Genomic DNA, 26,377 nt, shown 5'->3' on the forward strand with positions numbered 1-26,377 from the left:
TCGAGGATTCTGTGAGAGGTTGACTCGAAGGATCACACGGTGGCCGCGTCCACGTCTGGAACGACGTGCCCGACCACCGGGCGCTACACCACTATGCGGGACTCAACTAACCGTGAATTGGAGATGGAGAACGAGGTCCTACGCCGCGCAGCCGCGTATCTGTCGCAGGCGAACCTGAAATTGGGTCAGTCCCCAAAATGAGCTATCCCGTCGTGAAGGACCTGGCCCGCGACGGGATTCCCGTGAAACTCTCCTGCCGGGTCCTCGGGTTCTCCCGTCAGGCCTACTACCAGTGGCTGGCCGAACCTGTCAGCGAGCGGGAATGGTCCGACGCGCATGCCGCCAACGCCGTCCTCGACGCCCATGCCGATGACCCGGAGTTCGGATACCGGTTCCTGGCTGATGAGCTCCGCGGCCGTGGCCTGGCCGTGTCGGACCATCAGGTGTTGAAGGCCTGTCGGCTCGTGAAGGTCCGCTGCTGCCACTCGATCCGTCGCGGCTCGGGCAAGCGTCCTGGCCCTGCCGTTCATGATGATCTGGTTCGTCGTCAGTTCCGCGCTGAGAAGCCGAACCAGCTGTGGCTCACGGACATCTCAGAGCATTGGGCCGGGGATTCCAAGCTCTATCTCTGCGCGGTCAAGGACGTGTTCTCGAACCGGATCGTGGGCTACTCGATCAATCGGCGGATGAGCTCGCAGCTGGCCGTGGACGCCCTGCAGATGGCTCTGGCCCGGCGTGGAGGCAAGGCCGAGGTGCAGGGTTGCCGGGTGCATCCGGATCGAGGATCGCAATTTCGAGCCAGACGATTCGTGGAGACGCTGCGGGTCAACGGCCTGGTCGGGTCGATGGGCAGGGTCGGTGCTGCTGGGGACAACGCGGCAATGGAATCCTTCTTCGCGCTGTTGCAGAAGAACGTGCTGAACCGGCGTCGCTGGCAGTCCTTCGACCAGCTCCGGCTCGCGATCGTGAGCTGGATCGAGCGGACCTATCACCGCCGTCGTAGGCAGGCCCGTCTCGGGAAGCTCACCCCTGTCGAGTTCGAGATGGTTCAATCAGTCCAGGCGGCTGCCGCCGCCTGATAACTCGTGTCAACCAAACTCACGGCAGACCCATGTGCCCGTACGTGGGCCGGTCCGACCCCGCCGGGCACACCTCATGAAGGAGCACACATGCATCTGCAGCCCAAGGACCTCGAGAAGCTCCTGGTGGTGGTGGCCGCCGACCTGGCGCGCCGTCGCCAGCAGCGCGGCCTCAAGCTGAACCATCCGGAGGCGATCGCGATCATCACCTATGAGCTGATGGAGGGCGCGCGCGACGGCCGCAGCGTCGCCGACCTCATGAGCTGGGGCAGCACCATCCTCACCGTCGACGACGTCCAGGAGGGCGTGGCCGACATGATCTCGATGGTCCAGGTCGAGGCGACCTTCCCCGACGGCACCAAGCTCGTCACCGTCCACGACCCCATCCGCTGAACCGGACCCAGGAGGAGACCATGAAGCCCGGAGAGTACGTCCTCGCCGACGCCCCCGTCGTCTGCAACCGCGGCCGTGAGGCTGTCGAGCTGTCCGTCACCAACCGGGGCGACCGCCCCGTGCAGGTCGGCTCGCACTTCCACTTCGCCGAGGCCAACCGCGCCCTCGACTTCGACCGTCAGGCCGCCCTCGGCTGCCGCCTGGACATCCCGGCCGGCACCGCCGTGCGGCTCGAGCCCGGCGACGAGACCACCGTCAAGCTCATCCCCCTCGGCGGCGACCGCGTCGTCTACGGCTTCCGGGACATGGTCGACGGTTCGCTCGACCCCCACGAGGCAGCCGGCCTCCACGCCGCGCCCGCCGCTCCCGCCATCCCGGCCCGTCACGAGTCCGCCGCGGGCGACGCCCCGTCGCCGCTGAAGGAACGCGCCGGCTTCGACAACGAGACCCGCTGAGTCCGCAGAGAGGACACACACCATGAGCTTCGAGATCAGCCGCGAGCAGTATGCGAGCCTCTACGGACCCACCACCGGCGACGCGATCCGCCTGGCGGACACCGAGCTGTTCGCCGTCGTCGAGGAGGACCTGACCACGCCCGGCGAGGAGGCCGTCTTCGGCGGCGGCAAGGTCATCCGCGACGGGATGGGCCAGAACAGCCAGCTCGTCCGCGACGTCGGCGTCCCCGACCTGGTGATCACCAACGTCGTGGTCATCGACTGGACCGGCATCTACAAGGCCGACATCGCCGTGCGCGACGCGCACATCGTGGCCATCGGCAAGGCCGGCAACCCACACACCATGGACGGCGTAGACATCGTGATCGGGGTGGCCACCGACGTCATCTCCGGCGAGGGCAAGATCCTCACCGCCGGCGGCATCGATACCCACGTGCACTTCATCAGCCCGGACCAGATCGAGACCGCGCTCTCCTCCGGTCTGACCACCATGATCGGCGGCGGCACCGGTCCCTCCGAGTCGTCGAAGGCCACCACCATCACCCCCGGCGAGTGGAACATCCACACCATGCTCCGCTCGTTCGAGCACTGGCCCATGAACTTCGGCCTGCTCGGCAAGGGCCACGGCTCCTCCATCTCCCCGATGGCCGAGCAGATCCGTGCCGGCGCCATCGGCCTGAAGGTCCACGAGGACTGGGGCGCCACGCCGTCGTCCATCAACACCGCCCTGCAGGTGGCGGACGAGTACGACGTCCAGGTGGCCATCCACACGGACACCCTCAACGAGTCCGGCTTCGTGGAGGACACCCGCGCCGCGATCGACGGCCGCGTGATCCACACGTTCCACACCGAGGGCGCCGGCGGCGGCCACGCCCCGGACATCATCGAGCTGGCGCAGTACCCGAACATCCTGCCCGCCTCCACCAACCCGACCCTGCCGTACACGACGAACACGGTCGAGGAGCATGTGGACATGCTCATGGTGGCGCATCACCTGAACGCGGACCTGCCGGAGGACGTGGCCTTCGCTGACTCCCGCATCCGCCAGGAGACCATCGCGGCCGAGGACGTCCTGCAGGACATGGGCATCTTCTCCATGACCTCCTCCGACTCCCAGGCGATGGGCCGCGTCGGCGAGGTGCTGATCCGCACGTGGCAGGTCGCGGACTCCATGAAGCGTCAGCGCGGCCCGCTGCCCGAGGACGAGGGCACCGCGGGGGACAACCACCGCATCAAGCGCTACGTGTCGAAGTACACCATCAACCCCGCCATCGCCCACGGCATCGCCGATTCGGTCGGCTCCGTGGAGGTCGGCAAGTTCGCCGACCTCGTGCTGTGGGAGCCGCAGTTCTTCGGGGTGAAGCCGGACCTGGTCATCAAGGGCGGGCAGATGGTCTACGGGGTCGTGGGCGACCCCAACGGCTCCATCCCGACGCCACAGCCCCGCTGGTACCGCAGGTCATTCGGCGCGTACGGCCAGGCCGTGCACACCTCTGCCATCACCTTCATGTCCGAGGCGTCCATCCGGGCCGGCCTGCCGCGCGCCCTGGGGCTGCAGAAGACCATCCGCGCCGTGCACGGCATCCGCGACCTCACCAAGGCGGACATGCGCCACAACGGCGAGACGCCCCGCCTCGAGGTGGACCCGGAGACGTACGAGGTCCGCGTGGACGGGGAGCCCGTCACGTGCGAGCCGCAGGACGTCCTGCCCATGGCCCAGCGCTACTTCCTGTTCTGAGAGAGGGGACCGCATGATCGTCACCGAGATCCTCGGCAACGTCCACGACGACGCCGGCGCCGCCCTGGTGGGCGACCGCCACCGGGAGCAGGTGCACCTCGAGGGCTCCGCCCTCGTCAAGCGCATCCAGCGGCTGCGCACCGACCACGGCAATGAGTACGGGCTGCGTCTGCCCGCCGGGTCCCCGGACCTGCGGGACGGCGACATCCTGACCGTCGACGACGACGACGAGGGCGAGCGCGGCAACGCCGTGATCGTGCGCGTGCTGTCCACGGACGTGCTGGTGATCTCGGCGCGATCGCTGCGCGAGATGGCGTTCGTGGCGCACAGCCTGGGCAACCGGCACCTGCCGGCCCAGTTCTTCGACGCGGACGGGCCCTTCGGCCGGGACGCGATGGTGGTGCAGCACGACCACACCGTCGAGGACTTCCTGCGCGCCCACGACGTGCCCCACGAGCGGCAGGAACGCGTCATGGACGTGCCCTTCCGCCATGCCGAGCACACCCACTGACATGGCCGGGACCACCTCCACGGCGGCGCCGGGCGTCCCGTCCGGCGTCGCCCTCCTGGGGATGCTGCAGCTGACGGACTCCGCGCTGCCCACGGGCGCCTTCAGCCACTCCCTGGGCCTGGAGACCTACATGAGCGACGGCCGGATCGAGGGCGAGGAGGACTTCGCCGCCTGGCTGGAGATGTTCGTGGAGCAGCAGCTCACGTTCACGGACGCGCTGGCGGTCCGCCTGGTCTACGCGGCGGAGAACTTCGGCGCCGTCGCGGACCTGGACGAGCTCGTCACCGCGCAGGCGCTCCCCGCCCAGATCCGCGAGGCGGGGCGCACGATGGGGCGGCGACTGCTGCGCATCGGCGCCCCCGCCTACCCGGGGGACTGGGTCCGCCGCTACCACGAGGGGGTCGAGGCGGGCACGCTCGACGCCCACCAGGCCCTCGTCTGGGGCGTCATCGCCCGGGAGATCGGGGTGCCCGTCGAGGAGGCGGTGGCCGCGCACCTGCACGCCTCCGTCATGTCGCTGACGCAGAACGCCGTCCGCGGCATCCCGCTGGGCCAGGACGCGGGCCAGCGGGTCGTCCGCCGGGCCCAGGAGTGGGTCCTGCGGGCCGTCGAGGTCTCCCGTGACCTCGACCCCGACGACCTCGGGGCCATCGCCCCGGGGCTGGAGATCGCTCAGATGCGGCACGAGCGGCAGCGCGCCCGCATGTTCATGAGCTGAGCGGCCCGCGCACCACACCGGGCCGGCCGTACCCCGCGCGGGGCCGGCCCGGCACCACCGACACACACAGAAGGAGAACACCATGGATCCCGTGATCATCGGCATCGGAGGCCCCGTGGGGGCCGGCAAGACCCAGCTCGTGGAGCGCCTCACCCGCGCGATGAGCGAGGAGATCTCGATGGCCGCCATCACCAACGACATCTACACGATCGAGGACGCCAAGATCCTCTCCCGCACCTCGGTGCTCCCGGAGGAGCGGATCGTGGGCATCGAGACGGGCGGCTGCCCCCACACCGCCATCCGCGAGGACACCTCCATGAACGAGGCGGCCATCGAGCAGCTCAAGGCCCGTTTCCCGGACCTTCAGGTGATCTTCGTGGAGTCCGGCGGCGACAACCTCTCGGCGACCTTCAGCCCGGAGCTCGTCGACTTCTCGATCTACATCATCGACGTCGCCCAGGGTGAGAAGATCCCGCGCAAGGCCGGCCAGGGCATGATCAAGTCGGACCTGTTCATCGTCAACAAGACGGACTTGGCCCCGTACGTGGGCGCTGACCTGTCCGTCATGGAGTCCGACTCGAAGGTGTTCCGCAAGGACCGCCCGTTCGCCTTCACGAACCTCAAGACCGACGAGGGCCTGGACGTCGTCATGGACTGGATCCGCAACGACGTGCTGATGGCAGACCTTGGCTGAGGGCCTCACCGGCGAGCTGCGCCTGCGCGTCGCCGTCCGCGGCGGCCGCTCCGTGGCCGCCCGGCAGTTCCACCAGGGGGCGCTGCGCGTGCTGCGCCCCCATTACCTGGACAGGTCCGGGCAGGTCTCCTACACCGTGATCAACCCCGGCGGCGCCTACTTCGGCGCCGACCGGTACGGGATCGAGGTCGACGTCGAGGAGGACGCCTCCCTGCTGCTGACCACGCAGTCCGCCACGAAGGTCTACCGCACCCCGCAGGGCCCCGCCCGGCAGGACATGACCCTGCGGCTGGGACCCGGTGCCGTCCTCGAGTACGTGCCCGACCAGCTGATCGTGTACCGGGGCGGGTCCTATCTGCAGGACACCCGCGTGGTGATGGACCCCTCCGCCTCTGTGCTGCTGGCCGAGGTGATCACCCCCGGGTGGTCGCCCACCGCCGAGCCGTTCCGCTACGACCGGCTCGGCATGCGCACGGAGGTGACCGTCGATCCCGGCGGGGACCCCCGCCGGCTCGTCGTGGACCAGCTCCGGCTCCACCCCGCGGAGGGCCAGGGCCTGACCGGGATGGGCATGCTCGAGGGCCACTCCCACACCGGGCAGCTGCTGGTCGCTGACCGTCGGCTGGACGCGGACCTCGTCGCCGAGCTCACGGAGGTCGTCGACGCCTCGGACACGGTCTCCGGCATCACCCGGGCGGGCACGGGCCGCGCCCACGGGGTGGACTGCGTGAGCGTGCGCTGCCTCGCCGCCTCCACCGGCCGCATCACCGCCCTGCACCACGCGCTCGCGGACCTGCTCCGTGCCCGCTGGCGGGACCAGTCCCCGCTCGCCCTGCGCAAGTACTGACCCACCCCATCCGTGCCCGCCGAGAAGGAGGACCCCCTATGAGCCATGCCGTCCCGACCGCCGTGACGCCCCACAGGACAGCCGCCCCGGAGCGACCGCTCCGGGTGCGGGTGGCGGCCGTCTACGCAGTGGTGGTGGCGCTCCACGTCCTCGCCGCGGCGCTGCTGCTGGGCGGGTACGGCGGAGCGTCGCCCTCGCCCGTGCTCCTGGCCGCGCTCGTCACCGCCTACGGGGCGGGGCTCAAGCACAGCTACGACTGGGACCACATCTCCGCGATCGACAACTCGACGCGCAAGTTCGTCTCCGAGGGCGGCAGCCCGGCCGGCGTGGGCCTGGCGTTCAGCCTGGGCCACTCCCTCGTGGTGACGCTCGCGGCGGTCTTGGCCGTCGCCGGGGCGGGGCTCATGCAGGGGGCCTTCGCCGACGGGTCGCCGGCGAACCGGGTGCTCGGACTGATCGGCACCGGCGTGTCCGGTGGCTACCTGCTGCTGCTCGGCGTGTACAACGGCGTCTCGGCGCTGCGGCTGCGCCGGGCGTCCGCAGTACGGCGTCCGGGCCCGGCGGAGGAGCCCACGGGTCTGGTCACGCGCCTCCTGCGGGCCCCGCTGCGCCGTGTGCGCTCCCCGCGGGACATCTTCGTCATCGGGTTCCTCTTCGGCCTGGGTTTCGACACGGCCACGACCATCGGCCTGCTGCTGCTGGCCGTGTCCGTCTCCGCCGCCGGCATCCCCCTGGTGACCCTGCTGGCGCTGCCGGTGGCGTTCACCGCCGCCATGACGCTCTGCGACACCACCAACGGGCTGGGCATGATGCGGCTCTACTCGAGCGCTCTGCAGCAGTCCGAGCGCCGACGCCGCTTCAACCTCGTCGTCACCTCCGTGTCCGCGGTCTCGGCCCTGTTCATCGCGGTGCTCACCCTCGGCGCGTTCGTCCATGAGCTGCTGGGCTTGACGGACCCGGTGACCACCTGGCTGGCGGAGGTGGACCTCGGCCACGCGGGACTGGCGCTCGTCGGCGTCTTCGCTCTCATCTGGCTGTGCGCCGCCCTGCTCGAGCACCGGCGCGGCCGGGTCTGTCCCGTGGGGGATGGGGCATGACGACGTCGACCACGGCTCCGTCCCGATCCCCCCGTGCGCCGCGTCCCCTCGGGACGGCCCTCCGCACGGTGCTGCGCGGGGTGTCCCAGATCTTCTTTCTGGAGAACTCCCTGAGCGGCGCGCTGATCCTGGGTGCCCTGGCGCTGATGCACCCCTGGGCGGCGGTGACGACGGCCCTGGGCTCCGCCGTGCAGGCGCTGTGCTCGGCCGTCCGGCACCCCGACGAGACCGAGGACGACCTGCGGGCCCGGGCGGTCGTGCTCGGCGACGAGGTGCGGCGCGGGATCATGGGCTACAACGGCGCGCTCGTGGGGGCCGCCGCGGCGCTCGTCTTCGCGCCCACCCCCCTCACAGCCGTGCTGGCCACGGTGGTCGGCGCCGCAGCCTGCGTCCCCGTGCACATGCTCGTGGCCCGGCTCTTCGCGACCCGGCCCCTGCGCTCCGCGGGACTCCCGGTGTCCACCGCCCCGTTCTGCCTGACCGCGGGCATGCTGACCCTCCTCACGGCCGCCCTCGCCGGGCCCTCCGCCCCGCTGACCTCATCCGGGTCCCCGTGGCCCGGTCTCGGCCTGGGGCTGCTCAACAGCTTCGCGGAGGTGGTCCTGGCGGACGGCGCCCTCCCGGGCGCGCTGATCCTGGCGGCCCTCTTCGTGGGGTCCTGGCGGGTGGGGCTCTACGGGCTGTTCGGCGCGGTGGCCTCCTTCGCCGCGGCCCGTCTCATCGTGGGGCACGAGCTCACGGACGTGTCCACGGGCCTGTGGGGGTACAGCTCCGTGCTCGTCGCCATCGCCCTCGGCGCGGTGGTCCCGGGGCTCGGCGGCTGGCGACGGCGGGTGCCGCTCGTCGTCGTCGGCGTGGCGCTGAGCCTGGCCTTCCAGCACGTGCTGGTGGAGACCGCGATCCCGGTGTTCACCTGGCCTTTCCTGCTGGGCATGTGGGCCACGCTGCTGCTGGTCGCCGGGGCGCGGCGGGCGGCCGGCCGGGGCTGAGACCCGACGTCCGGAGGAGGGCCGGATCAGGCGGCGAGCCAGATGTCCGGGCCGAAGATCTCGTAGCGGATGGACGTCGCGGGCACGCCGGCGTCGATCAGCGTCGAGCGGGTGGACTGCATGAACGCGAGCGGGCCGCAGAGGATGACCTCGGCGCCGGAGGGGAGCTCGATCTCGGAGGGGTCCATGCGGCCCTCGTGGACGGTGATGCCCTCGGGCGCCTGCTCCGGGGCCACGCCGAGCCACAGGTGGGCCTGGGCGTTCGGCAGCGCGGAGAGCGACTCCGTGAGCTGCCCGAGCAGGGCCACGGACTCCAGGGAGGCATCGGCGTGCAGGACGACGACCTCACGGTCGGACCCCTGTTCGGCCAGCGAGCTCAGGATGGAGGCGGCCGGCGTGATGCCGATGCCCGCGGTGGCGAGCATGAGGGGCGCCGAGTCGTCCTTCGGGGTGATCTCGCCGTAGGGGTTGGACAGCTCGATGACGTCGCCGACCTCCACGTTCTGGATGAGCACGGGCGAGACCTCGCCGGCCTCGTCCAGCTTCACGGTGATCACGCGCTCGGTGGTGGAGGCGGCGTGGTCCGAGAGCGAGTACTGCCGGGCCTGGCGCAGGCCGTCGGCCACCTTGACGCGCACCGAGACGAAGCCGCCGGCCTCGCCGGGGGTCTGCGGGGTGTCGTCGGCCGGCTCGAAGCGGAAGGTCACGGCGGCGTTGCCGGTGGGCTCCTTGGAGACGACCTTCCAGTCGAGCCACATCTTGTCGTTGGCCTGCTTGGCGTAGAGGCCCTTCTCGAGCTTGATCAGGGCGTCGGCCATGAGCCAGTACACCTCGGTCCAGGCCTCGGCGACCTCGGGGGTCACGGCGTCGCCGAGGACGTCGGCGATGGCCCAGAAGAGGTTCTCGTAGACGATCTGGTACTGGTCCTCGGTGATGCCGAGGGCGGTGTGCTTGTGCGCGATCCGCGCGAGCACGGCCTCGGGCAGGGTGCCCGGGTTCTCGAGCAGGTGCACCGCGAACTTCACGATGGAGCCGGCGAGGGCCTGCGCCTGCTCGCCGTTGCGCTGGTTGGCGCGGGAGAAGACGCCGTCGAGGAGCTCGGGGTGGGCCTCGAACATGTGGGCGTAGAACTTCGGCGTGATCTCCGGCATGTGCTCGGCGACGACGGCGGCGGTGGCCTCGATGACGGGGCGGGACTTCTCGGACAGCATGGGGGTCTCCTCGGGAGCCTTATATGTGCATTGTCGATGCAAGATTACACCGTGGCCGCGTGGGATCCCATCGCGGGCAGGCCCAGGGAGACCGGCCCCGTGGCGCCCGCTCGGCCCGGACGCACGAGGTCACGGACCGTCAGGAGGTCGAGCTCGGCCATGAACGCCTCCCGGGCGCGCGCGAGGGCCTCCCGCAGTCGGCAGTCCGCCGCGAACGGGCACGGGACGCCCGTCTCGTGGCCGGCGCAGTCGATCACCTCGTCGCGGCTGCTCAACGCGCGCACGAGCTCGCCCACGCGCTGGTCCAGACCGGCCTCGGCGATCGTGGCCCCGCCGTTCCGACCGCGCAGCACCTCGATGGTCCCGCGGCGGCGCAGCTCGGCGACCGCCTTGATCACGTGGTTGTAGGGCACCTGGATCCGGTCCGCGATCTGCTGGCTGGTGACCCGTTCCCCCTCGGCCGCCGCGAGCGTCATCAGCACCCGCAGGCAGACGTCGGTGTAGGCGCTCAGCTTCATCCCCCCATCATCCCACCGGTGCACGGCCCCGCCGCGCCTGCGGTGTCCGGGCCGGTTGGCATACTGACGCCATGGACGCCATGGACGCCACCTCGCACCCCGACGCCGGCCCCCGCCTCCCCGAGACCTCCGCGCCGGGGGGCGACGCCGCGCTGCACGAGGAGGCCCTGGCCGTCCTGCGTCGGCTCGTGGACCGGCCGGACGCGCGATTCAAGGACGGGCAGTTCGAGGCGATCGAGGCGCTCGTGGCCCACCGCCGCCGCGCCCTGGTGGTGCAGCGCACCGGCTGGGGCAAGTCCGCCGTGTACTTCGTGGCCTCCCTCCTGCTGCGCGCCCGCGGCGCGGGGCCCACGCTGATCGTCTCCCCGCTGCTCGCGCTCATGCGGGACCAGGTCGCAGCCGCCGCCCGGGCGGGCGTGCGCGCGGTCTCCGTGAGCTCGGCGAACGCCACGGAGTGGGACGAGGTCCGTGCTCGGCTCGCGGCGGACGAGGTGGACGTGCTGCTGATCTCGCCCGAGCGCCTCACGAACCCCCGGTTCCGGGACGAGCAGCTGCCGGACCTCGTGGCGCGCATGGGCCTGCTCGTGGTGGACGAGGCCCACTGCATCTCCGACTGGGGCCACGACTTCCGGCCGGACTACCGCCGCATCCGGGACCTGATCGGGCTGCTTCCCGCCGAGGGGCCGCGCGCGGTGCCCGTGCTGGCCACCACCGCCACGGCCAACGCCCGTGTGGTGGCGGACGTGGTGGAGCAGCTCGGCGTCGCCTCCGAGCAGGACGTGTTCGTGCTCCGCGGCCCCCTGGCCCGCGCCTCGCTGCGCCTGGGCGTGCTGCGCATGCCCAGCCCGGCCGCGCGCCTGGCCTGGCTCCTCGACCACCTCGGGGACCTGCCGGGCTCCGGGATCGTCTACGCCCTCACCGTCTCCGCCGCCGAGGACACGGCGCGCGCCCTGCGCGAGGCGGGGCACGAGGTGGTCGCCTACACGGGCCGCACGGACCCGGAGCGTCGCGCCGAGATCGAGGAGGACCTCAAGGCCAACCGGGTGAAGGCCGTCGTGGCCACCTCGGCGCTCGGCATGGGCTTCGACAAGCCGGACCTGACGTTCGTGGTGCACCTCGGTGCGCCGGGCTCGCCCGTGGCGTACTACCAGCAGGTCGGCCGCGCCGGCCGCGGGACGGACCACGCGGACGTGCTCCTGCTGCCCGGGCCCGAGGACCGTCGCATCTGGGAGTACTTCGCCACCGCCTCCATGCCGGACGAGGAGCAGGCGCGCGCCGTGCTGGGGGCGCTCGCGGACCACGGCGGGGCCCTCTCCGCGGCGGCGCTCGAGCCGGCCGTGCGGATCAAGCGCACCACCCTGGAGCTGCTGCTCAAGGTCCTCGCCGTGGACGGGGCGGTCGAGCGGGTGGGCGGCGGCTGGCGTGCCACCGGGCGGGAATGGACGTACGACGCCGAGCGGTACGCCCGCGTGGCCGAGGCCCGCCGGGCCGAGGAGCGGCTCATGCTCGACTACCAGACCACGGACCGGTGCCGCATGGAGTTCCTGGCCCGCACCCTGGACGACCCCACCGCCGCGCCGTGCGGCCGCTGCGACGTCTGCGCCGGCCCCTGGTACCCGACGGGATCGGACGGGGTGGCGCGGGAGCGCGCGGAGGCCGCCCTGCGCCGCACCGGTGTGCCGATCGAACCCCGTCGCATGTGGCCCTCGGGCATGGACCGGCTGGGCGTGCCCGTCAAGGGGCGCATCGCGTCCGAGTCGCAGGCCGAGGAGGGTCGCGCGCTCGCCCGCCTGACGGACCTCGGGTGGGGCACCGTCCTGCGGGACCTGCTGGACCGGGAGGACGCCCCGGTGCCGGAGGAGGTCCTGCGGGGCGCCGTCGACGTCCTGGCCGGCTGGGGGTGGCCGACGCGGCCGATCGCCGTCGTCGCGATGCCCTCGCGCACCCGCCCGCAGCTGGTGGGGTCGTTCGCCGAGGGGATCGCCCGGATCGGCCGGCTGCCGTTCCTCGGCTCGCTCGAGCACGCGCGCGGCGGCCCCACGGCCGGGCCGGGCGGCAACAGCGCCTACCGGCTCGGGTCCGTGTACGGCCGGTTCGCCGTCCCCGAGGCGATGGCGCAGATGCTGCGCACCGCACCGGATGCCGGCCGGCACGGCCCCGTGCTGCTCGTCGACGACCTCGTCGACTCGCGGTGGTCGCTCGCCGAGGCCGCGCGGGTGCTGCGCGAGGCCGGCGCGCAGGGGGTGCTGCCGCTCGTCCTCGCCCAGGCCGGATGAGCCGCCGCGGTCAGCGCTCCGCGCGGACGATCGCCAGCACGGCGTCGCGGAGCGCCTCCATGGTGGCGGCCGTGCGGGCCTCGCCGTTGTAGCGCAGGAACGGCTCCGTGTTGGACGGGCGGAGGTTGAACCACCACGTGCCGTCCTGGGCGGCGACCGTGGTGCCGTCCATGCGGGTCACCGTGGTGGCCACCCCGGCGAAGTCCTCGTGCACGGCCTGGCCCTCGCCGGCGCCCTCGCCCACGGCGGGGGCGAACTGCGCCACCACCGCGGCCACGGCGGCGTCCTTGTCCTCGACCTGCGAGTTGATCTCGCCGGAGGCCACGTACGGCTCGTACTCCTCGGCCAGCTCGGACAGCGGCTGCTCCTGGCCGCCCAGGGCCGCCAGCACGTGCATGGCCGCGAGCATGCCGGTGTCCGCGTTGAAGAAGTCGCGGAAGTAGTAGTGCGCGGAGTGTTCGCCGCCGAACACGGCGGACTCGGCGGCCATGACCGCCTTGATGAAGGAGTGACCCACGCGGGTCTCCACGGCCCGGCCCCCGTCGGCCGCCACGAGCTCGGGGACGGCGCGGGAGGTGATCAGGTTGTGGATGACCACGGGGGTCTGCTCGCCGTCGGCCTTCGCGCGGGCGATCTCGCGACGGGCCACGAGGGCGGTGATCGCGGAGGGGGAGACCGGTGTGCCCTGCTCGTCGATCACGAAGCAGCGGTCGGCGTCGCCGTCGAAGGCCAGGCCGATGTCCGCGCCGTGCTCCACGACGGCGGCCTGCAGGTCCCGGAGGTTCTCCGGCTCCAGCGGGTTGGCCGGGTGGTTCGGGAAGGTGCCGTCCAGCTCGAAGTAGAGCGGCTCGATCTCCAGCGGCAGGGCGGCCAGCTCGGCGTCGCCGAGGACGGCCGGGGTGGTCTTGCCCGCCATGCCGTTGCCCGCGTCCACCACGACCTTCAGGCGGCGCACCCCCGTCAGGTCCACGAGCGAGCGCAGGTACGCGGCGTAGCCGGGGAGGATGTCTTCCTCCGTCACGGTGCCGGCGGTCTCGGCGGCGGGGATCTCACCGGCGTCGAGGTAGGCCTGGGCCGCGTCGCGGATCTCGAACAGCCCGGTGTCCGAGGAGACCGGCACGGCGCCGGCCTGGGCCATCTTCATGCCGTTGTACTCGGCCGGGTTGTGCGAGGCGGTGAACACCACGCCCGCGGCCTGCTTCACGCCCGCCGCGTAGTAGAGCATGTCCGTGGAGATCAGCCCCAGGGTGACGACGTCGGCGCCGCGGCGCGTGGCGCCCTCGGCGAAGGCCGTCATGAACGCGGGCGAGGAGGGGCGCATGTCCCCGCCGACCAGCACGGTCTGACCGGCCAGGCCCAGTACGTCCACGAAGGCCGCGCCCACCGCGCGGACGCTCTCCGCCGTGATGGATTCGCCCACGATGCCGCGGACGTCGTACGCCTTGAAGGAGTCGTGCAGGTCGAGGGAGGGGGTCGAGGTAGTCACCCGACCGATCGTAGTGGACAGCCTGGATACAGTGAGGGCGTGCCCCCGACCACTCCGCCCCCGAGCGCGGGGCCCCCGGCCGTCCCGTCGTCGGGACCCCCGCCAGGAACAGCCCGATCAGCAGCCCGCGTACCGCAGGCTGCTGATCGGGCTGTTCCTGGCGGGGGTGGCCACGTTCGCCCAGCTCTACTCCCCGCAGGGCCTGCTGCCGCTGGTCAGCGACGACCTGGGCGTCCCCGCGGACCGTGCCGCCCTGCTCGTCTCCGCCGGCACGCTCGGCCTCGCGCTGTCGGTGGTGCCGTGGTCCGTGGCCGGGGACCGGTGGGGCCGCCGACGCGCCATGGTGGTCTCGATGGTCTCCGCCAGTGCGTGCGCGCTCGCGGGCGTCCTCGCGCCCACGTTCGAGGCCATGCTTGGTCTGCGCCTGCTCGAGGGCATGGCGCACGGGGGCGTCGCGGGACTCGCCGTGGCGCTGCTGGCGGAGGAGGTGGCCCCGCACGCGGTCGCGGCGGCCGCCGGCACCTACATCGCCGGCACCACCCTCGGCGGTCTCTCCGGGCGGCTCCTCGCCCTGCCCGTCGCGGAGGCGTCCTCGTGGCGCGGCGGCATGCTGGCCGTCACCGTGGTCGGGGTGCTGTGCACCGTCGGCTTCCTGGCGATCACGCCGCGTGCCCGACGTTTCACGCCGTCGCCCACCTCCCCGGCGACGCTCGTGCGCATCGTGCGCGGCCACCTGCGCTCGCGGGAGCTCGTCGCCGTCTACCTGCAGGGTGCGCTGCTGATGGGCGGGTTCGTGGCGCTGTACAACTTCGTGGGCTACCGTCTGCTCGACCCGCCGTTCTCCTGGACGCCGACGGCGGCCGGCCTCGTCTTCCTCGCCTATCTCGCGGGCACGTGGTCGTCGCCGCGCGCGGGTCGGCTGGCCGCGCGGGTGGGACGGCTGCCCGTCCTGGCCGGCGCGACGGCGGCCATGGCGGCGGGCGTCGCCCTCACGTTGGTCCCGCATCCGGCGGTGCTGGTGCCCGCCCTCGTGCTCGTGACGGGCGCGTTCTTCGCCGCCCACGCCGTGGCCTCCGCGTGGTCCGGGACGGCCGCCCCCACGGGCCGCGCCCAGTCGACCTCCCTGTACAACTTCGCGTACTACGCCGGCTCGAGCCTCTTCGGCTGGCTGGGCGGCGTGTTCCACGAGTCCCACGGGTGGCCGGGGACGGTGCTGATGGTCCTGGCCCTGGTGCTGACCGCCCTGGTGAGCGCCGTCGTCGTGCTGCGCGGACGCGGGACGGCCCCGGCGCGCTGAGCCGGGGCCGTCGTCGGGGCGGATGTCAGTGGGTCGACCCGCCGATCACCAGCCGAGGGCCTCGGCATCCGTGCCGGTGGCGGACCGGGCCTGGTCGCGCCAGGCGGCGAGCACCTCCGGGTCCTGCAGCTCGAGCCACGCGATCATCTGCTGGTAGGTCACGCAGTAGGTGTCCTCCTCGACGCAGACCTCCCGCATGACCTTCTCCACAGCCGGGTTGAACGCGTTGAGACCCCAGTCGTTGAAGTGGTTGCCGAAGACCAGCGGGGCGCGGTTGCCCGCGAACGCCGAGTCGTACATGTAGCGGTAGGTGCGGTACTGGAAGTCGGTGAGTCGGGCGACGTCCTCCGGGATGTCCTTGCCGCCGTTGCCGGAGATCCAGAAGTTGTAGTCCATCGCCATCACGAACGGGCTGGCCGCGCCCTTCTCGGCGAGCACGGGGGACCAGGTCATCGGCATCTCGAACTCCCAGATCCCGTCCTCCCGGTAGGGCCAGGCGACGCCGGAGGCGGCCGCGGCACGCGACGTGTCGTACTCGAGTCCGTTGTCCTTCCACATCGGGACGAGCTGGTCCCACTCCCCGTCGAGGCAGGGCAGACGGCCGCCCTTGACGTCCTCGGGGGTGACCTCCAGCGCCGGCAGGGAGCTGCCCGGGTTGTAGGCGCCGGGGTCGGAGAGGATGTCCGCGAACGAGCCGTACTCCCGCTCCCACTCGGCCGTGGACCACTGGTCTGCGCCGTACCTCGTGGGCGCGCACAGGTGGCCCGCGTAGTGGGTGCCGATCTCGTGGCCGGCGGCGTGGGCCGTGTTGATGTTCTCGATGCGCTGCGCCACCTCGGCCTCGTCGCCGCCGAACTCCGTGCCCACGTAGCCGGGCGCCGTGTAGTTCTCCCGGTTGGCGGTCTCGATGAGGTTGATCGCGGACTGGAACACCGTGAACTTCGCGTCGGAGTCCGCCGCCGCATCCAGGAAGGTCTTCCAGCGCGCGTCCTGACGGCCGCCGTCGAAGGAGAAGAGGACGAACTGCGGCGGGCGCTCCTCCGCCGTGAAGGCCCGCATCGGCACGCCCTCATGAGAGCGGGCGGCCAGGGGGAGCGCGGGGTCCGCGGGGTCTGCGGCGGCCGACGGCGAGCCCTCACCGGACGACGCCGCGGCCTGCGAGGAGGCCGCATCCGAGGACCGTCCCTGTGACGACGAGGCCTCGGATCCGTCCGCAGATGCGGGCGACGAGACGGCCGCGTCCGTGGCGCCGGAGGACCCGGCCGCCGCCCCCTCGTCCCCCTGCGGGGCGGCGCAGCCGGCCAGCACGAGGGCGAGCGCCACCGACGTCCCCCACCAGCGGCGTCGCCGGGGCGAGGGGGTGTCGACGGTGCGGGCGGACGGGCGGGGGAAGGACATGCGGTCTCCTGGCTCGGTCGAGTGGCGGGTGGAGTGCCTCCTCCATGGCCGCCGTGACCAGACACGGAGGACTCCACATTCCACCGTAGGCGAGGCCATCGGTGGCTCTGGGGCCCTGGCAGAACTGTGACCAGGTTGTGATGTGGCGCCGCGGTCGCCGACATGGCCCTCGCGGGCCACACCTAGACTGGAGGCATGGAATATCTCGTCCCTGTCCTCGCGGTGGTCGTCATCGGCGCCCTCGCGTTCGCCGCCGCCCGGTGGATGTCGGCCGGTCGAGCGCGTCAGGCGGCGAGCCAGCGCACGCCGCCCGGTCGCGGGCTGGACATCGGACCGGAGCGGGCGCGTCTGGCGGCGGGGCTGCTGGACGAGGACGCGCATCAGCGGGTGTACGGGCACATCGCCCAGAGCCGCGTCATGGAGGCCGTGCGCGACTACCGCGCCCACACCGGGCGCGGCCTGAAGGACGCCGTCATGGACGTGCAGTCCCTCGCCGTGCATCCGCAGGTCTACTCCGAGCCGGCGCAGGAACCGGACGCCACGTCCGCCGGAGCCGCGGGGCCCGTTTCCGCCGACCATGAGGAGCCCCACCGGGACGACGTGGCCCCGGCCGAGACCCCCGGGCCGGAGCGGCCCGGACAGGATCCGAGTGGGCGGAGGGAGCCGGACGCCCAGACGACCGAGGGCGAGACCTCTGGCGCCGTGGCCGAGGACGACGCCCGGCAGGACACCGACCACGCCTCGGCTGCGCCGCGTCCGACGACGCCGCTTGCCGACGAGCTGACCACCCTGACCGTCCCGGCCGAGTGGACCGCCGCGCCCGCCGAGGAGGAGCTCCCCTTCGAGGTCGAGGTGATGCGGGGGACGGAGTCCGTCCGCCTCTCTTCGCAGGACCTGCCGCCGTGGCTGCGCGACCAGCTCTCCGCCATGGTGCGGGACGGCAACCTCGAGTCCGCCGCGGTCCAGCTGTCCAGCCACTCGGAGCTCTCCGTCCCGGAGGCGTACGAGCTGCTGCGCCGCATGCGCGAGCGTCGCGGGGAGGGCTAGTCACCAGCCGGTCGGCATGTCAGGTCCCCGCGCGCAGACGCGAAGAGGGCCGGAATCGCGTGGATTCCGGCCCTCTCTCGCGGAGACGGGGGGATTTGAACCCCCGGCCCGACTTTCGTCGAGCCCTTCATTAGCAGTGAAGTCCATTCGGCCGCTCTGGCACGTCTCCTCCGTCCGGCGCGCCTCGCACGGGGCGACGCGCGGTCAGACCGGTCCAGCTTAGCGCGCCAGGCCAGGGCAGGGCAAAGGAGCGACGTGCTCACGGGCGGACCACCACCGCGCACGAGCGGGGCCCCGGATCCATGGATCCGGGGCCCCGCGTGATCTGTCAGTCGTCCGGCCTGAGGCCGGCGCGTCTGGTCAGATCAGATGCGATCCTTGCGGCCGTCGAGGTCGCGATCGGTGGCGTCGCCGTCGACCTTGACGTCCTCGTGGCGGACCTCCTCGGTCACCGTCTCGGTGTCCTGCACCTGGCGCTTGCCCAGGGAGACCTTCTCGGCGTCCACGGTCTTGTTGACGACCGGGGTCTCCTCGTAGGTGGTCACCTCGACGTCGCCGTCGCGGCCGGCGGTGCGGGCCTCGGCGGAGTTCGGGTCGACGGACTCGCGCTCCACCACGACCTCCTCGCGGGTGACGGGCACCTCGACGGTCTCGGTGGTGGTGTAGGCCTGCTTGCGCAGCCGGACGCGGCCGGAGGCGCGGCGCTCGGTGCCGACGCTCAGGTGCTCGTCCTTGACGACGACGGAGTCGGCGTCGGTCACGTCGCGGCGGTCGCCGTCCACGACGGCCTCGTCGCGACGGTCGGCCACGCCGGCCACACCCGCAGTGCCGGCCACGCCGGCGGTGCCGGCATCGGTGCGCACGTCGTCACGACGCTCGTCGCCGTCGTGATCCACGGCGGGGTACTCCACGACGGAGTACTCCAGGGAGTAGTACTCGTAGATGCGCTGCTCCTCCTCGGGGGTCAGCGAGCCGTCGGCGTCCACGTTCGGGGCGTCCTTCACGAAGGACTTCTCGAAGGGCACCGTGATGCCGTCGGCGGTGATCTGGGCCTGCTGCAGCGGGACGAAGGTCTCGCGGGCGCCGAACAGGCCGGTCTTCACCGTGATGAAGGTGGGCTCGTTGGTGACGTCGTCGAGGTAGACCTGACCGACAGAGCCGATCTTGTCGCCGTCGGTGGCGAAGACGGTGGAGTTCTGCAGCTGGTCGAGAGCGTTGCGGTCCATGAGGAATTCTCCTTCTGAATTGGTGTTTTGTTGCCTTACGCTCATTCACAATTCCCCATGGGCCCGAGTGGCGTCAACCATCGGCCCCCAGATTCCCAATTCCCAGACTTCTCCCAGAATTTCGGTGTGATCCGCGTGATTCCGCGGATTCTTCGTCCGGGCCTGCTGTGGATCCTGGGGGATCGGTGGGAGTGTGGCGCATGCGGTCCGCGACCCTTGACGGCCACCGATATTGTGTGGAATACGCGTGCCGCAGGCGTGAAAACGATCCCGAGGAGAGTGGAGGCCCCATGTCCGAGCCCCTGGTGGCCGATCGCCGCCTCGCAGTGGTGGGAGCCGGCCCCCGCGGCGTCATGCTGCTGGAGCGGATCCTCGCCCGACTCGAGGGCGCGGCCCCGGACGCGCACCCCCGGCGGCTGCGCATCGACGTCGTGGACCCCTATCCCCCCGGGCCGGGGCGGGTGTGGCGCACGGACCAGTCCGAGCTGTACCTCATGAACACCCCCGCGTTCTTCCCGACCGCGTGCGCCGCCGACAACCCCGGTCTGCGCCCCTCCACCGCCGCCCAGACCTTCGACCAGTGGCGACGCGTGCACCCGGAGGCCAGCCTCGGCGTGCGCCGCCACCAGTACCCGGCCCGTGCGGTCTACGGGCGCTACCTCCGGCATCTGTACAAGGACGTCGTCGCGGGGCTGCGCGCCCGTCCCGAGGTCGTCGAGGTCGTCGAGCACCGCGCGGAGACCACCGCCCTGCACCCCCGGCCCGACGGCGGTGCCCGCCTGGAGCTGCGGGACGCCGACGGCGCGGTCTCCGCGCTCGACGCGGACGCCGTCGTGCTCTGCCTGGGCCACCAGCCGGCGGAGCTCAGTCCCGGCCAGAGTCGGATGGCCGCCGCCGCGCGGGGCCGGGACGAGCCGCACTACCAGGGCCCGCAGATCCCCTCGGACGTGGACTGGGAGACCGTGGAGGCCGGGGCGGACGTCCTCGTGCGGGGCATGGGCCTGAACGCGTTCGACCTGCTGGCCCAGCTCACCCAGGGCCGGGGCGGGGTGTACCGCCGCACCGGCGACGGACCCGGCCGGGCCCTGCGGTACGAGCCGTCGGGGGACGAGCCGCGCCTGCACCTGATGTCCCGTCGCGGCATCCCGTACCTGCCCAAGGCCGAGGTGGACGCCTTCGTGCCCCGCGGCGTCACCCTCAGCTACCTCTCCGACGCCGCCGTGGACGCCCTCGCCGCCCGGCACGGGGCCCTGGACCTCGCCGAGCACCTCTGGCCGCTGCTGCACCGCGACGTGGTCCGGCACTACTACGCCACGCTCGTCCGGGCCCAGCCCGAGATCCTCGGCGGCCCCGTCGAGGCGCGGCGGTTCCTCGGGGAGCTCGTCGGCCAGCTCGAGGAGGCCGGCCGCGGCGCCCCCGTGACCTCCGCGCACGCCGAGGAGCTCCTCCAGCGGTACGCCCCCGGCCGCCGCTTCCTCGACATCCGGGCCTATGGGTCCCCGTTCGAGGACGCCGTGTTCGCCTCCCATGAGGACTATCAGCGGGCCGTCGCGGACCTCATGGAGCAGGCGTGCGTGGAGGCCGCCCTCGGGGAGGAGTCCCCGTTCATGATGGCCGTCGGCGCGCTCCATGCGGGCCGACTGCGGATCAAGGCATGGATCGCCGAGGGCCGGATCGCCGAGGCCTCCCGCATCCGGGACGTCCAGGGCTGGTTCGAGCCGCTGGTCGAGGGCCTCGCCTCCGGCCCGCCCCTGTGGCGCGTCGAGCAGATGCTCGCGGTGCACCGGGCCGGCCTGCTCACCTGGGCCGGTCCCGCGCCCGTGGTCGAGGCCGAGGACCACGGGTTCACCGCCCGCAGCCCCCAGGTGGGAGCGCAGGACTCGCTGGAGCCCGCCGTCGTCGAGGGGGCCTGGCTGGTGGAGGCGATGATGCCGCCCAACCGCGTGCAGGCCGCCGCCTCCCCGCTGGTCCGTCAGATGCTGGCGGACGGCGTCGCCGAGGCCGGGACGTGGGAGGACGAGGAGGGTGTGCGCGTGCCCGCCCCCGGCTTCGACGTCACCGCCCGCCCGTACCGGCTGCGGGCCGCGGACGGCACGGTCCACGCGGACGTGTTCGTGCTGGGCCTGCAGCTCTCCGGCGTGCAGTGGGGCACCGCGATCGCGGCCGAGGCCGGGGCCGATCCGGCCGGACGTGCCCTCTTCCTCGCCGACGCCGACGCCGCCGCGGCGGCCGTGCTCGCCGGCTGAGCCCCCACGACGACGGCGGGGCCGCCCGGGTGGATCCCGGACGGCCCCGCCGTCGTCATGCCGGATGCGGCGCCCCGCCTCCCGTCAGGGACGGACCGGCCCGCGGCCCTTGCCGGGGTGCTCCGGGCCGTGGCCCTTGCCCGGGTGGTCGCCGCCGTGGCCCGGGGTCGCGCCCACGCAGCGCAGCCACTCGCGCACGGAGTTCGCGGGCTTGCCCGGCACGCCGCGCGGATCGGTCACGCCGTCGCAGGTCTCGCCCGGGGAGGGCTCCGGCTCCGGGGTCGGCTCGGTCACGGGCGCGTCGAGCTGGAGGCCCACCAGGATCGGGTTGTGGTCCGAGGACCGCCACTGGTCCGCGGAGTACAGGTCCTCGGCCACGTAGTTGTGGCGCGAGTACTCCAGGGCCACGGATTCGTTCGCGTTGATCATCCAGATGTCCTGGCCGGAGATCGCCGCGGCCGCGGACGGCGAGGCGTAGATCCCGTCCAGGCTGCCGACGGCGCCGCCGAACGCGTACGAGTACTCGCCCGTGAGCGCTCCCTGCGAGACGTACCCGGCCGCCTCGAGCACGCGGATCGGGTCCTCCTTCTCGTAGGAGTTGAAGTCGCCCATGAGCAGGACGCGGTCGGTGCCGGTCTCGGCCTTCATGCGCTCGGCGAAGGCCACGAGGGCCTCGGCCTGGCCCACGCGGTCCGCGTTGTACGCGCCCTGGCCGTCGCCCGTGTCCACGTTGTCCCCGGTCGCACCGGAGCCGCCCTTGGACTTGAAGTGGTTGGTGATCGCCACGAACTCGGTGCCGGCCGCCCCCACGGACGTGCCGTCGGCGGCGCGGAACAGCTGCGCCATTGGCTCGCGGGCGTTGTCGAAGTTCGTCTGGTCGTCCAGGATCACCGACTCGCCCACCGGAGTGACCTCGGCCGGTTGGTAGATGAACGCGGAGCGGATGACGTCCTCGTCCGCGAGCGCTGGGCGGGCGGCCGGGGAGGCGACGAAGGCCCAGCGCTGCTCGCCGGCCTGCGCGTTGAGGGCCTCCACGAGGTGGGCCAGCGCGTGGTCCCGGTCGAGGCCGAACTTCTCGGAGTTCTCGATCTCCTCGAGCGCGACCACCGAGGTGTCGAGGCCGTTGATCGCGGCCGCGATCTTCTCCTGCTGGCGGGCGAACGCCTCGGGGGTGTGGGCGCCGCGCGGCAGGCAGCCGTTCGTGGTGACGGGGGTGCCGGCGCGGTCGCGGTAGGTGCTGCAGCCGGCCACGTCCTGGCCCAGGGTCGTGAAGTAGTTGAGCACGTTGAAGCTGCCGACGGTGACGTTGCCGCCGACTGTCTCGGGGGCGGCCTCGGCCGGGCGGGTGTCCTCGATCGTCACGGGCTGGACGGCGGCCGCCGTGGCGTCGGTGAGGTGGCCCAGCGGCTGGAAGGACCACGCGTCGAAGCGCCAGTCGAGGATGACTCCGGTGGTGAACTCCAGGCCCGCGCCCACGCGCACCGGCTGGTCCGCGTCCAGGTACGGCAGTGGGTTCTGGTTGCCCGGCGAGCGCATGAAGTTCGTGGTGGCCCCGTCGTCGAGCACGATCAGCTGCTGCGCGTTGGCGGCCGCGACGGCCTGCGCCTCGGCGCCGGGCCGGGCCACCGACGTCGGATTGTCCAGCGGCTTCGTGCCGGGGACGACGCCGAGGGAGCCGTACTGGTTGAGGGAGTAGTTGTCCGTGACCGTCCAGTCGCCCTGCTGGGCGAGGACCATGCCCTCGAGCGCTTCGCGTCCGGCCTCATCCAGCGGGAACTCCACCGGCGTGGGGGCCACGGCGCCGGGCTCGGCGACCGGCAGCACGCCGCCGGCGGCGACCTTGATCTGCGTGAGGCCGTAGTGCTCGGCCGCTTCGCCCGTGACCTGGACGTGGTCGCCGAGCGCCACGGAGCCGACCGTGTCCGGCGAGTACACGAACACGCCGTCGGAGGCGCCCGGGGTGGCGTCGGGGGTGTCGCCGCCGGTGCCGGCGGTCTGGATGTAGTAGCCGTCGTAGCCGCCCGTGGAGTACACGGCGGTGTCGCCGCCGGTGGTGGTCACCTGGCGCCCGGCGTACGGGGTGGCCGTGCCGGTGCCCTGGAGCTGGGCGATGGTGATCCGCTCGGCCGGAGTCGGCTGCGGCTCGGGCTCCGGGGTCGGCTCGCCGCCGGTGGCGGCGGCGTTGGTCGGGGTGAGCTGGTCGGTGACGGCGAAGTCGGCGCTGTTGTCGTCCGTGTCCACGCCGTTCGTGCGGGTGAGGGACTTCGGGTCCGCGTTGGCCGAGGGGGCGCCGGCGGCCGTTGTTTCGAAGGTGTTGGTGGCGCCGTAGCCGAGCACGTCCGTGACGCCCGGCACCTGACCGGTCACCACGGAGCCGACCGGCAGGTCCGTCACGGTGCCCGCCTGGCGCGCGAGCACGATCGTGCCCTTGGTGCCCGCGGGGTTGAACGCCCCGCCGGCCACGAGGTCCGCCTGCGGCAGGACGGCGCCCGCGGTGCCGTTGGAGCTGCCGGAGACCAGGAAGTGGCCCTTTGCGGGCACCGTGCCGGACAGCGCGACCGTGCCCTGGGTCGCGGCCGTGCCGGTGGCGGAGCGGTACTGCAGGGACCAGCCGTCGAGGCTGATCGGCTGGTCGGTGGGGTTGTAGAGCTCCACGAACTTGTGGGTGTACACGGCGTTCGCGGAGCCGCCGTTGGTGTACGCCTCGTTGATGACGAGGGAGTCGCCGGCCGGGCTGGCCTGGGAGGGCAGGGCCACGGCGGGGGCGAGCAGGGCCAGGGCGGCGGTGGTCACCGCGGTGCGCGCGGCGAAGCGGGGCAGGGGGTCATGTCGTCCTCGTCTCGATCTCTCTCGATGGGTCAGCGCGGCAGGCCCGCGGCGGTCAGCCAGGCATGGGCGGAGAAGACGGGGTGCGTGGCGGCGCCGCGCTGCACGCCGCGGCCCTTGCCCGGGTGGTCCTCGCCCTTCACGCGGCCCTTGCCCGGGTGGTCGGCGCCCTTGTCATGGCCCTTGCCCGGGTGGGTCGGGGCGGGCTGCTCCGGCTCGGTGGGGGTCGGGGCCGCGGTGACCTCGAGGGCATGGCGCACCACGGTCGTGCTGCCGTCGGCGTAGCGCACGGTCATCACGAGCTCGCCCGTGCCCGCAGCGGCGGGGGCGGTGATCCCGGAGAGCGTGACGGTCTCGGAACCCGTGGGGACTGCCACGGTGCCCAGGGCGGTCTCGGCACCGTCGGTCGTGCGGAAGGCGACGTCGACCGCGGTCGCCGCGGGGGCGCCGTCGGAGTCCACCACGAGGTCCCCGAGGGTCAGGCCGACGGCCTGCCCGGCCTCGACCGAGGCGGGGGCGTCGGTGACCGGCACGCCGTTCTTGCCGAAGTCCGGGGCGACGGCGCCGTGGGCCGCGTCCTGGGCGCGGGCGTAGTCCGTGATCGCCTGGGAGTCCAGCAGGCCCATGTTCACGAAGTTCTGGCGGCCGGTCGCGAAGGCGGTGTAGCCGTCGGGGGCCTTGGTCGGGTCCCCGAGCGTCGTCCAGGTGTCGTCGGCCAGGAACGACTGGCTGGCCACCGTGTACATGCGGTCCGCCTGGAGCGGCTCGCCGTCGATCCACACGCCGGTCACCTTGTCCCCCTGCGGGCGGGACTCGTCGTAGGTCCAGGTCAGCTCCTCGGACCAGCCGAGGGTGAACTTGCGCACGTCGTTCCGCCAGTTCTCCTCGAGGGCCAGCTTGATGGAGGAGCCCGGGATGTCGAAGTAGGTGATGGTGTTGCCGAACGGCGCCATGTCGAGCAGCTCGCCCAGGGTGAGGCGACCGACGAGGTCGGCCGGCTTGGCCGGGAACGCGCCGCCGTCGGTGAAGCGGTCCGTCAGCAGCTCGGAGCGCAGGCCGCCGGGGTTGGTCACGCCGAGGTCCACCTCGGGGTTCGCCTGCTCGGCGGCGTGCTTGACGGCGTCGCCCACCCAGGTGCCCAGGGTGGTCTCGGCGGCGCGCGTGCCGCCGGCCTTCCAGGAGCCGCCGGCGTCGATCAGCTTCTGGTAGTCCGTGGTGATGGAGGCGGACAGGTCGGCCACGACCTCGCCCTGCAGGTCCTCGAAGACCGCGACGGCCTCCTGCTCGATCGCGTACACCTGGGCGGTGACGGGGGATTCCGCGGCGGCCTCGGCGGGGGCCTGCGTGGACCGGGTCAGCAGGCGCGGGGTGAGTCCGGTGACCTCGCCGTCGGCGCCCACGGTCAGCTCGACGGCGGCCAGGTGGCTGCCGGAGGCGCCCGCCTGGATCACGGGGCGGTGGGCGCCGCCGGCCGTGGTGTCGTACTGGTAGAGCTGGTGGGTGTGGGCGTTGAAGATGACGTCCACGGCGGAGGAGGTCTCGCCGACGATCCGGTCGAACTCGGCCCGGGCCGCCCGCTCTGCGGCCAGCTCGCCCGCACCGGCGGCGCCGTCGTGGTACGAGGCCACGATCACGTCGGCGGCGTCCTGGGCCGCCAGCTCGTCGGCGACCGCGTTCACGGCGGCGACCTCGTCGAGGACCTCGTTGCCCTTCAGACCCGCGCCGGTGGTGGTCGCGTACAGCTCGTTGGGGGAGGCGCCGATGACGGCGACGCGCACGCCGTCGACGTCGAAGACGGCGTGCGAGGTGAGGACGGGCTCCTTGCTCGTCGGGTCCACCAGGTTGGCGGAGAGCACCGGGAACTGGGCCCGGGACTCCACGCGGCCCTGCAGGTCGTCCAGGCCCTTGTCGAACTCGTGGTTGCCGGCGGTCAGCGAGGCCAGGCCGAGCGCGTTCATCACGTCGATCGTCGGGTTGTCCTGCTGCACGTTGGACACGGACTTCGAGCCGCCGATCAGGTCGCCGGCGCTGGTCAGCAGCGTGGAGCCGGCGCCGTGCTCGGCCTCGAACGCGGTGCGGTAGTCCTCCACGGTGTCCGCGAACTGCGTGCCGATGTAGTCCCCGGACAGCGCGCCGTGGAAGTCGTTGAAGGACAGGATCGAGATGGTGGTCTCGTCCGCGGCGGCCGTCTCGACGGCCAGGGCGGGCGCCGCACTCGCGGGCGCGAGGACGAGGACGGTGCAGGCGGCCGTGGTGACGGCACGGCGGCGGAACAGGCTGGGCATGGCTCTCCCCGGGATGCGTGATGACAGAGGTGCGCCGCCG

Annotated in this window: 20 protein-coding genes, 1 tRNA gene and 1 pseudogene; 14 read left to right on the top strand and 8 right to left on the bottom strand. The window is 72.5% G+C overall.

Annotation, left to right across the window (positions count from 1 at the left end):
- Positions 1–117: 117 nt before the first annotated feature.
- The 10 genes and pseudogenes from MLUT_RS13255 to MLUT_RS13300 all read left to right on the top strand — a co-directional run.
- Positions 118–1,079 (top strand): annotated as a pseudogene (locus MLUT_RS13255) (IS3 family transposase); the annotation flags it as partial.
- A gap of 90 nt (positions 1,080–1,169) precedes the next feature.
- Positions 1,170–1,472, top strand: coding sequence for an urease subunit gamma (locus MLUT_RS13260; protein WP_002854142.1), 303 nt, complete (start codon positions 1,170–1,172; stop codon positions 1,470–1,472).
- Positions 1,473–1,492: 20 nt separating this feature from the next.
- Positions 1,493–1,927 (top strand): urease subunit beta, encoded by a 435-nt coding sequence (locus MLUT_RS13265; RefSeq protein WP_010079478.1) that lies wholly within the window; start codon positions 1,493–1,495, stop codon positions 1,925–1,927.
- 22 nt (positions 1,928–1,949) lie between these two features.
- Positions 1,950–3,665: an urease subunit alpha gene (ureC, locus tag MLUT_RS13270; RefSeq protein ID WP_010079477.1), complete on the top strand. Its 1,716-nt coding sequence runs from the start codon at positions 1,950–1,952 to the stop codon at positions 3,663–3,665.
- A 13-nt stretch (positions 3,666–3,678) separates the two neighbouring features.
- Entirely contained in the window at positions 3,679–4,176 is a 498-nt protein-coding gene (ureE, locus tag MLUT_RS13275; protein ID WP_010079476.1) for an urease accessory protein UreE, read from the top strand.
- Position 4,177: 1 nt separating this feature from the next.
- Positions 4,178–4,894, top strand: coding sequence for an urease accessory protein UreF (locus MLUT_RS13280; RefSeq protein ID WP_010079475.1), 717 nt, complete (start codon positions 4,178–4,180; stop codon positions 4,892–4,894).
- An 82-nt stretch (positions 4,895–4,976) separates the two neighbouring features.
- Entirely contained in the window at positions 4,977–5,588 is a 612-nt protein-coding gene (ureG, locus tag MLUT_RS13285; RefSeq protein ID WP_002854154.1) for an urease accessory protein UreG, read from the top strand.
- Complete coding sequence (locus MLUT_RS13290) at positions 5,581–6,435, top strand: urease accessory protein UreD (protein ID WP_010079474.1); 855 nt, start codon at positions 5,581–5,583, stop codon at positions 6,433–6,435. Before ureG ends, MLUT_RS13290 begins: the two co-directional genes overlap by 8 nt.
- 38 nt (positions 6,436–6,473) lie before the next feature.
- The gene (locus tag MLUT_RS13295) at positions 6,474–7,532 is read left to right on the top strand and encodes a HoxN/HupN/NixA family nickel/cobalt transporter (RefSeq protein WP_010079473.1); all 1,059 of its coding nucleotides are present in this window, start codon (positions 6,474–6,476) and stop codon (positions 7,530–7,532) included.
- On the top strand, positions 7,529–8,521 hold the full coding sequence (locus MLUT_RS13300; RefSeq protein WP_010079472.1) for an urea transporter: 993 nt from the start codon (positions 7,529–7,531) through the stop codon (positions 8,519–8,521). Before MLUT_RS13295 ends, MLUT_RS13300 begins: the two co-directional genes overlap by 4 nt.
- 26 nt (positions 8,522–8,547) lie before the next feature.
- On the opposite strand, the gene MLUT_RS13305 is transcribed toward MLUT_RS13300, so the two are convergent.
- Together MLUT_RS13305 and MLUT_RS13310 are read right to left on the bottom strand one after the other, a co-directional pair.
- On the bottom strand, positions 8,548–9,732 hold the full coding sequence (locus MLUT_RS13305; RefSeq protein WP_012750734.1) for a globin domain-containing protein: 1,185 nt from the start codon (positions 9,730–9,732) through the stop codon (positions 8,548–8,550).
- Between the two features lie 44 nt (positions 9,733–9,776).
- Positions 9,777–10,250 carry an Rrf2 family transcriptional regulator gene (locus tag MLUT_RS13310; protein ID WP_010079470.1) on the bottom strand — a complete coding sequence of 158 codons (474 nt, stop codon included), beginning with the start codon at positions 10,248–10,250 and terminating at the stop codon, positions 9,777–9,779.
- A 71-nt stretch (positions 10,251–10,321) separates the two neighbouring features.
- Here MLUT_RS13310 and MLUT_RS13315 point away from each other — a divergent pair, with 71 nt between their 5' ends.
- The gene (locus MLUT_RS13315; RefSeq protein WP_012750735.1) at positions 10,322–12,526 is read left to right on the top strand and encodes a RecQ family ATP-dependent DNA helicase; all 2,205 of its coding nucleotides are present in this window, start codon (positions 10,322–10,324) and stop codon (positions 12,524–12,526) included.
- A 10-nt stretch (positions 12,527–12,536) separates the two neighbouring features.
- Here MLUT_RS13315 and MLUT_RS13320 read toward each other — a convergent pair whose 3' ends face one another.
- Positions 12,537–14,012, bottom strand: coding sequence for a phosphomannomutase/phosphoglucomutase (locus MLUT_RS13320; protein ID WP_010079468.1), 1,476 nt, complete (start codon positions 14,010–14,012; stop codon positions 12,537–12,539).
- A gap of 166 nt (positions 14,013–14,178) precedes the next feature.
- Here MLUT_RS13320 and MLUT_RS13325 point away from each other — a divergent pair, with 166 nt between their 5' ends.
- On the top strand, positions 14,179–15,309 hold the full coding sequence (locus tag MLUT_RS13325) for an MFS transporter (RefSeq protein ID WP_010079467.1): 1,131 nt from the start codon (positions 14,179–14,181) through the stop codon (positions 15,307–15,309).
- 45 nt (positions 15,310–15,354) lie between these two features.
- Here MLUT_RS13325 and MLUT_RS13330 read toward each other — a convergent pair whose 3' ends face one another.
- On the bottom strand, positions 15,355–16,707 hold the full coding sequence (locus MLUT_RS13330) for a polysaccharide deacetylase family protein (RefSeq protein WP_012750736.1): 1,353 nt from the start codon (positions 16,705–16,707) through the stop codon (positions 15,355–15,357).
- 195 nt (positions 16,708–16,902) lie between these two features.
- Here MLUT_RS13330 and MLUT_RS13335 point away from each other — a divergent pair, with 195 nt between their 5' ends.
- Entirely contained in the window at positions 16,903–17,754 is an 852-nt protein-coding gene (locus MLUT_RS13335) for a hypothetical protein (RefSeq protein ID WP_010079465.1), read from the top strand.
- A gap of 80 nt (positions 17,755–17,834) precedes the next feature.
- Here the strand turns inward: MLUT_RS13335 and MLUT_RS13340 are convergent.
- Together MLUT_RS13340 and MLUT_RS13345 are read right to left on the bottom strand one after the other, a co-directional pair.
- Positions 17,835–17,923: transfer RNA gene (locus MLUT_RS13340), tRNA-Ser, on the bottom strand.
- 196 nt (positions 17,924–18,119) lie between these two features.
- Positions 18,120–18,980: a PRC and DUF2382 domain-containing protein gene (locus MLUT_RS13345; RefSeq protein ID WP_012750737.1), complete on the bottom strand. Its 861-nt coding sequence runs from the start codon at positions 18,978–18,980 to the stop codon at positions 18,120–18,122.
- Positions 18,981–19,270: 290 nt separating this feature from the next.
- Here MLUT_RS13345 and MLUT_RS13350 point away from each other — a divergent pair, with 290 nt between their 5' ends.
- A complete protein-coding gene (locus MLUT_RS13350) occupies positions 19,271–21,226 on the top strand; it encodes an FAD/NAD(P)-binding protein (RefSeq protein ID WP_010079463.1) in 1,956 nt (651 codons plus the stop codon).
- 84 nt (positions 21,227–21,310) lie between these two features.
- Here the strand turns inward: MLUT_RS13350 and MLUT_RS13355 are convergent, their stop codons facing one another.
- Together MLUT_RS13355 and MLUT_RS13360 are read right to left on the bottom strand one after the other, a co-directional pair.
- The gene (locus tag MLUT_RS13355) at positions 21,311–24,019 is read right to left on the bottom strand and encodes an ExeM/NucH family extracellular endonuclease (protein ID WP_010079462.1); all 2,709 of its coding nucleotides are present in this window, start codon (positions 24,017–24,019) and stop codon (positions 21,311–21,313) included.
- A gap of 65 nt (positions 24,020–24,084) precedes the next feature.
- Positions 24,085–26,337, bottom strand: a complete 2,253-nt coding sequence (locus MLUT_RS13360; protein WP_010079461.1) for a 5'-nucleotidase C-terminal domain-containing protein — start codon at positions 26,335–26,337, stop codon at positions 24,085–24,087.
- Positions 26,338–26,377 lie beyond the last annotated feature (40 nt).

The organism is Micrococcus luteus NCTC 2665 (genome assembly GCF_000023205.1).
In the GTDB taxonomy this organism is placed as follows: domain Bacteria; phylum Actinomycetota; class Actinomycetes; order Actinomycetales; family Micrococcaceae; genus Micrococcus; species Micrococcus luteus.

What these genes read in the sequence shown, in the direction of transcription:
- MLUT_RS13260 (WP_002854142.1), top strand. Translation starts at nt 1,170, where the DNA reads ATGCATCTGCAGCCCAAGGACCTCGAGAAGCTCCTGGTGGTGGTGGCC.
- MLUT_RS13265 (WP_010079478.1), top strand. Translation starts at nt 1,493, where the DNA reads ATGAAGCCCGGAGAGTACGTCCTCGCCGACGCCCCCGTCGTCTGCAAC.
- ureC (WP_010079477.1), top strand. Translation starts at nt 1,950, where the DNA reads ATGAGCTTCGAGATCAGCCGCGAGCAGTATGCGAGCCTCTACGGACCC.
- ureE (WP_010079476.1), top strand. Translation starts at nt 3,679, where the DNA reads ATGATCGTCACCGAGATCCTCGGCAACGTCCACGACGACGCCGGCGCC.
- MLUT_RS13280 (WP_010079475.1), top strand. Translation starts at nt 4,178, where the DNA reads ATGGCCGGGACCACCTCCACGGCGGCGCCGGGCGTCCCGTCCGGCGTC.
- ureG (WP_002854154.1), top strand. Translation starts at nt 4,977, where the DNA reads ATGGATCCCGTGATCATCGGCATCGGAGGCCCCGTGGGGGCCGGCAAG.
- MLUT_RS13295 (WP_010079473.1), top strand. Translation starts at nt 6,474, where the DNA reads ATGAGCCATGCCGTCCCGACCGCCGTGACGCCCCACAGGACAGCCGCC.
- MLUT_RS13300 (WP_010079472.1), top strand. Translation starts at nt 7,529, where the DNA reads ATGACGACGTCGACCACGGCTCCGTCCCGATCCCCCCGTGCGCCGCGT.
- MLUT_RS13305 (WP_012750734.1), bottom strand. Translation starts at nt 9,732, where the DNA reads ATGCTGTCCGAGAAGTCCCGCCCCGTCATCGAGGCCACCGCCGCCGTC.
- MLUT_RS13310 (WP_010079470.1), bottom strand. Translation starts at nt 10,250, where the DNA reads ATGAAGCTGAGCGCCTACACCGACGTCTGCCTGCGGGTGCTGATGACG.
- MLUT_RS13315 (WP_012750735.1), top strand. Translation starts at nt 10,322, where the DNA reads ATGGACGCCATGGACGCCACCTCGCACCCCGACGCCGGCCCCCGCCTC.
- MLUT_RS13330 (WP_012750736.1), bottom strand. Translation starts at nt 16,707, where the DNA reads ATGTCCTTCCCCCGCCCGTCCGCCCGCACCGTCGACACCCCCTCGCCC.
- MLUT_RS13335 (WP_010079465.1), top strand. Translation starts at nt 16,903, where the DNA reads ATGGAATATCTCGTCCCTGTCCTCGCGGTGGTCGTCATCGGCGCCCTC.
- MLUT_RS13345 (WP_012750737.1), bottom strand. Translation starts at nt 18,980, where the DNA reads ATGGACCGCAACGCTCTCGACCAGCTGCAGAACTCCACCGTCTTCGCC.
- MLUT_RS13350 (WP_010079463.1), top strand. Translation starts at nt 19,271, where the DNA reads ATGTCCGAGCCCCTGGTGGCCGATCGCCGCCTCGCAGTGGTGGGAGCC.
- MLUT_RS13360 (WP_010079461.1), bottom strand. Translation starts at nt 26,337, where the DNA reads ATGCCCAGCCTGTTCCGCCGCCGTGCCGTCACCACGGCCGCCTGCACC.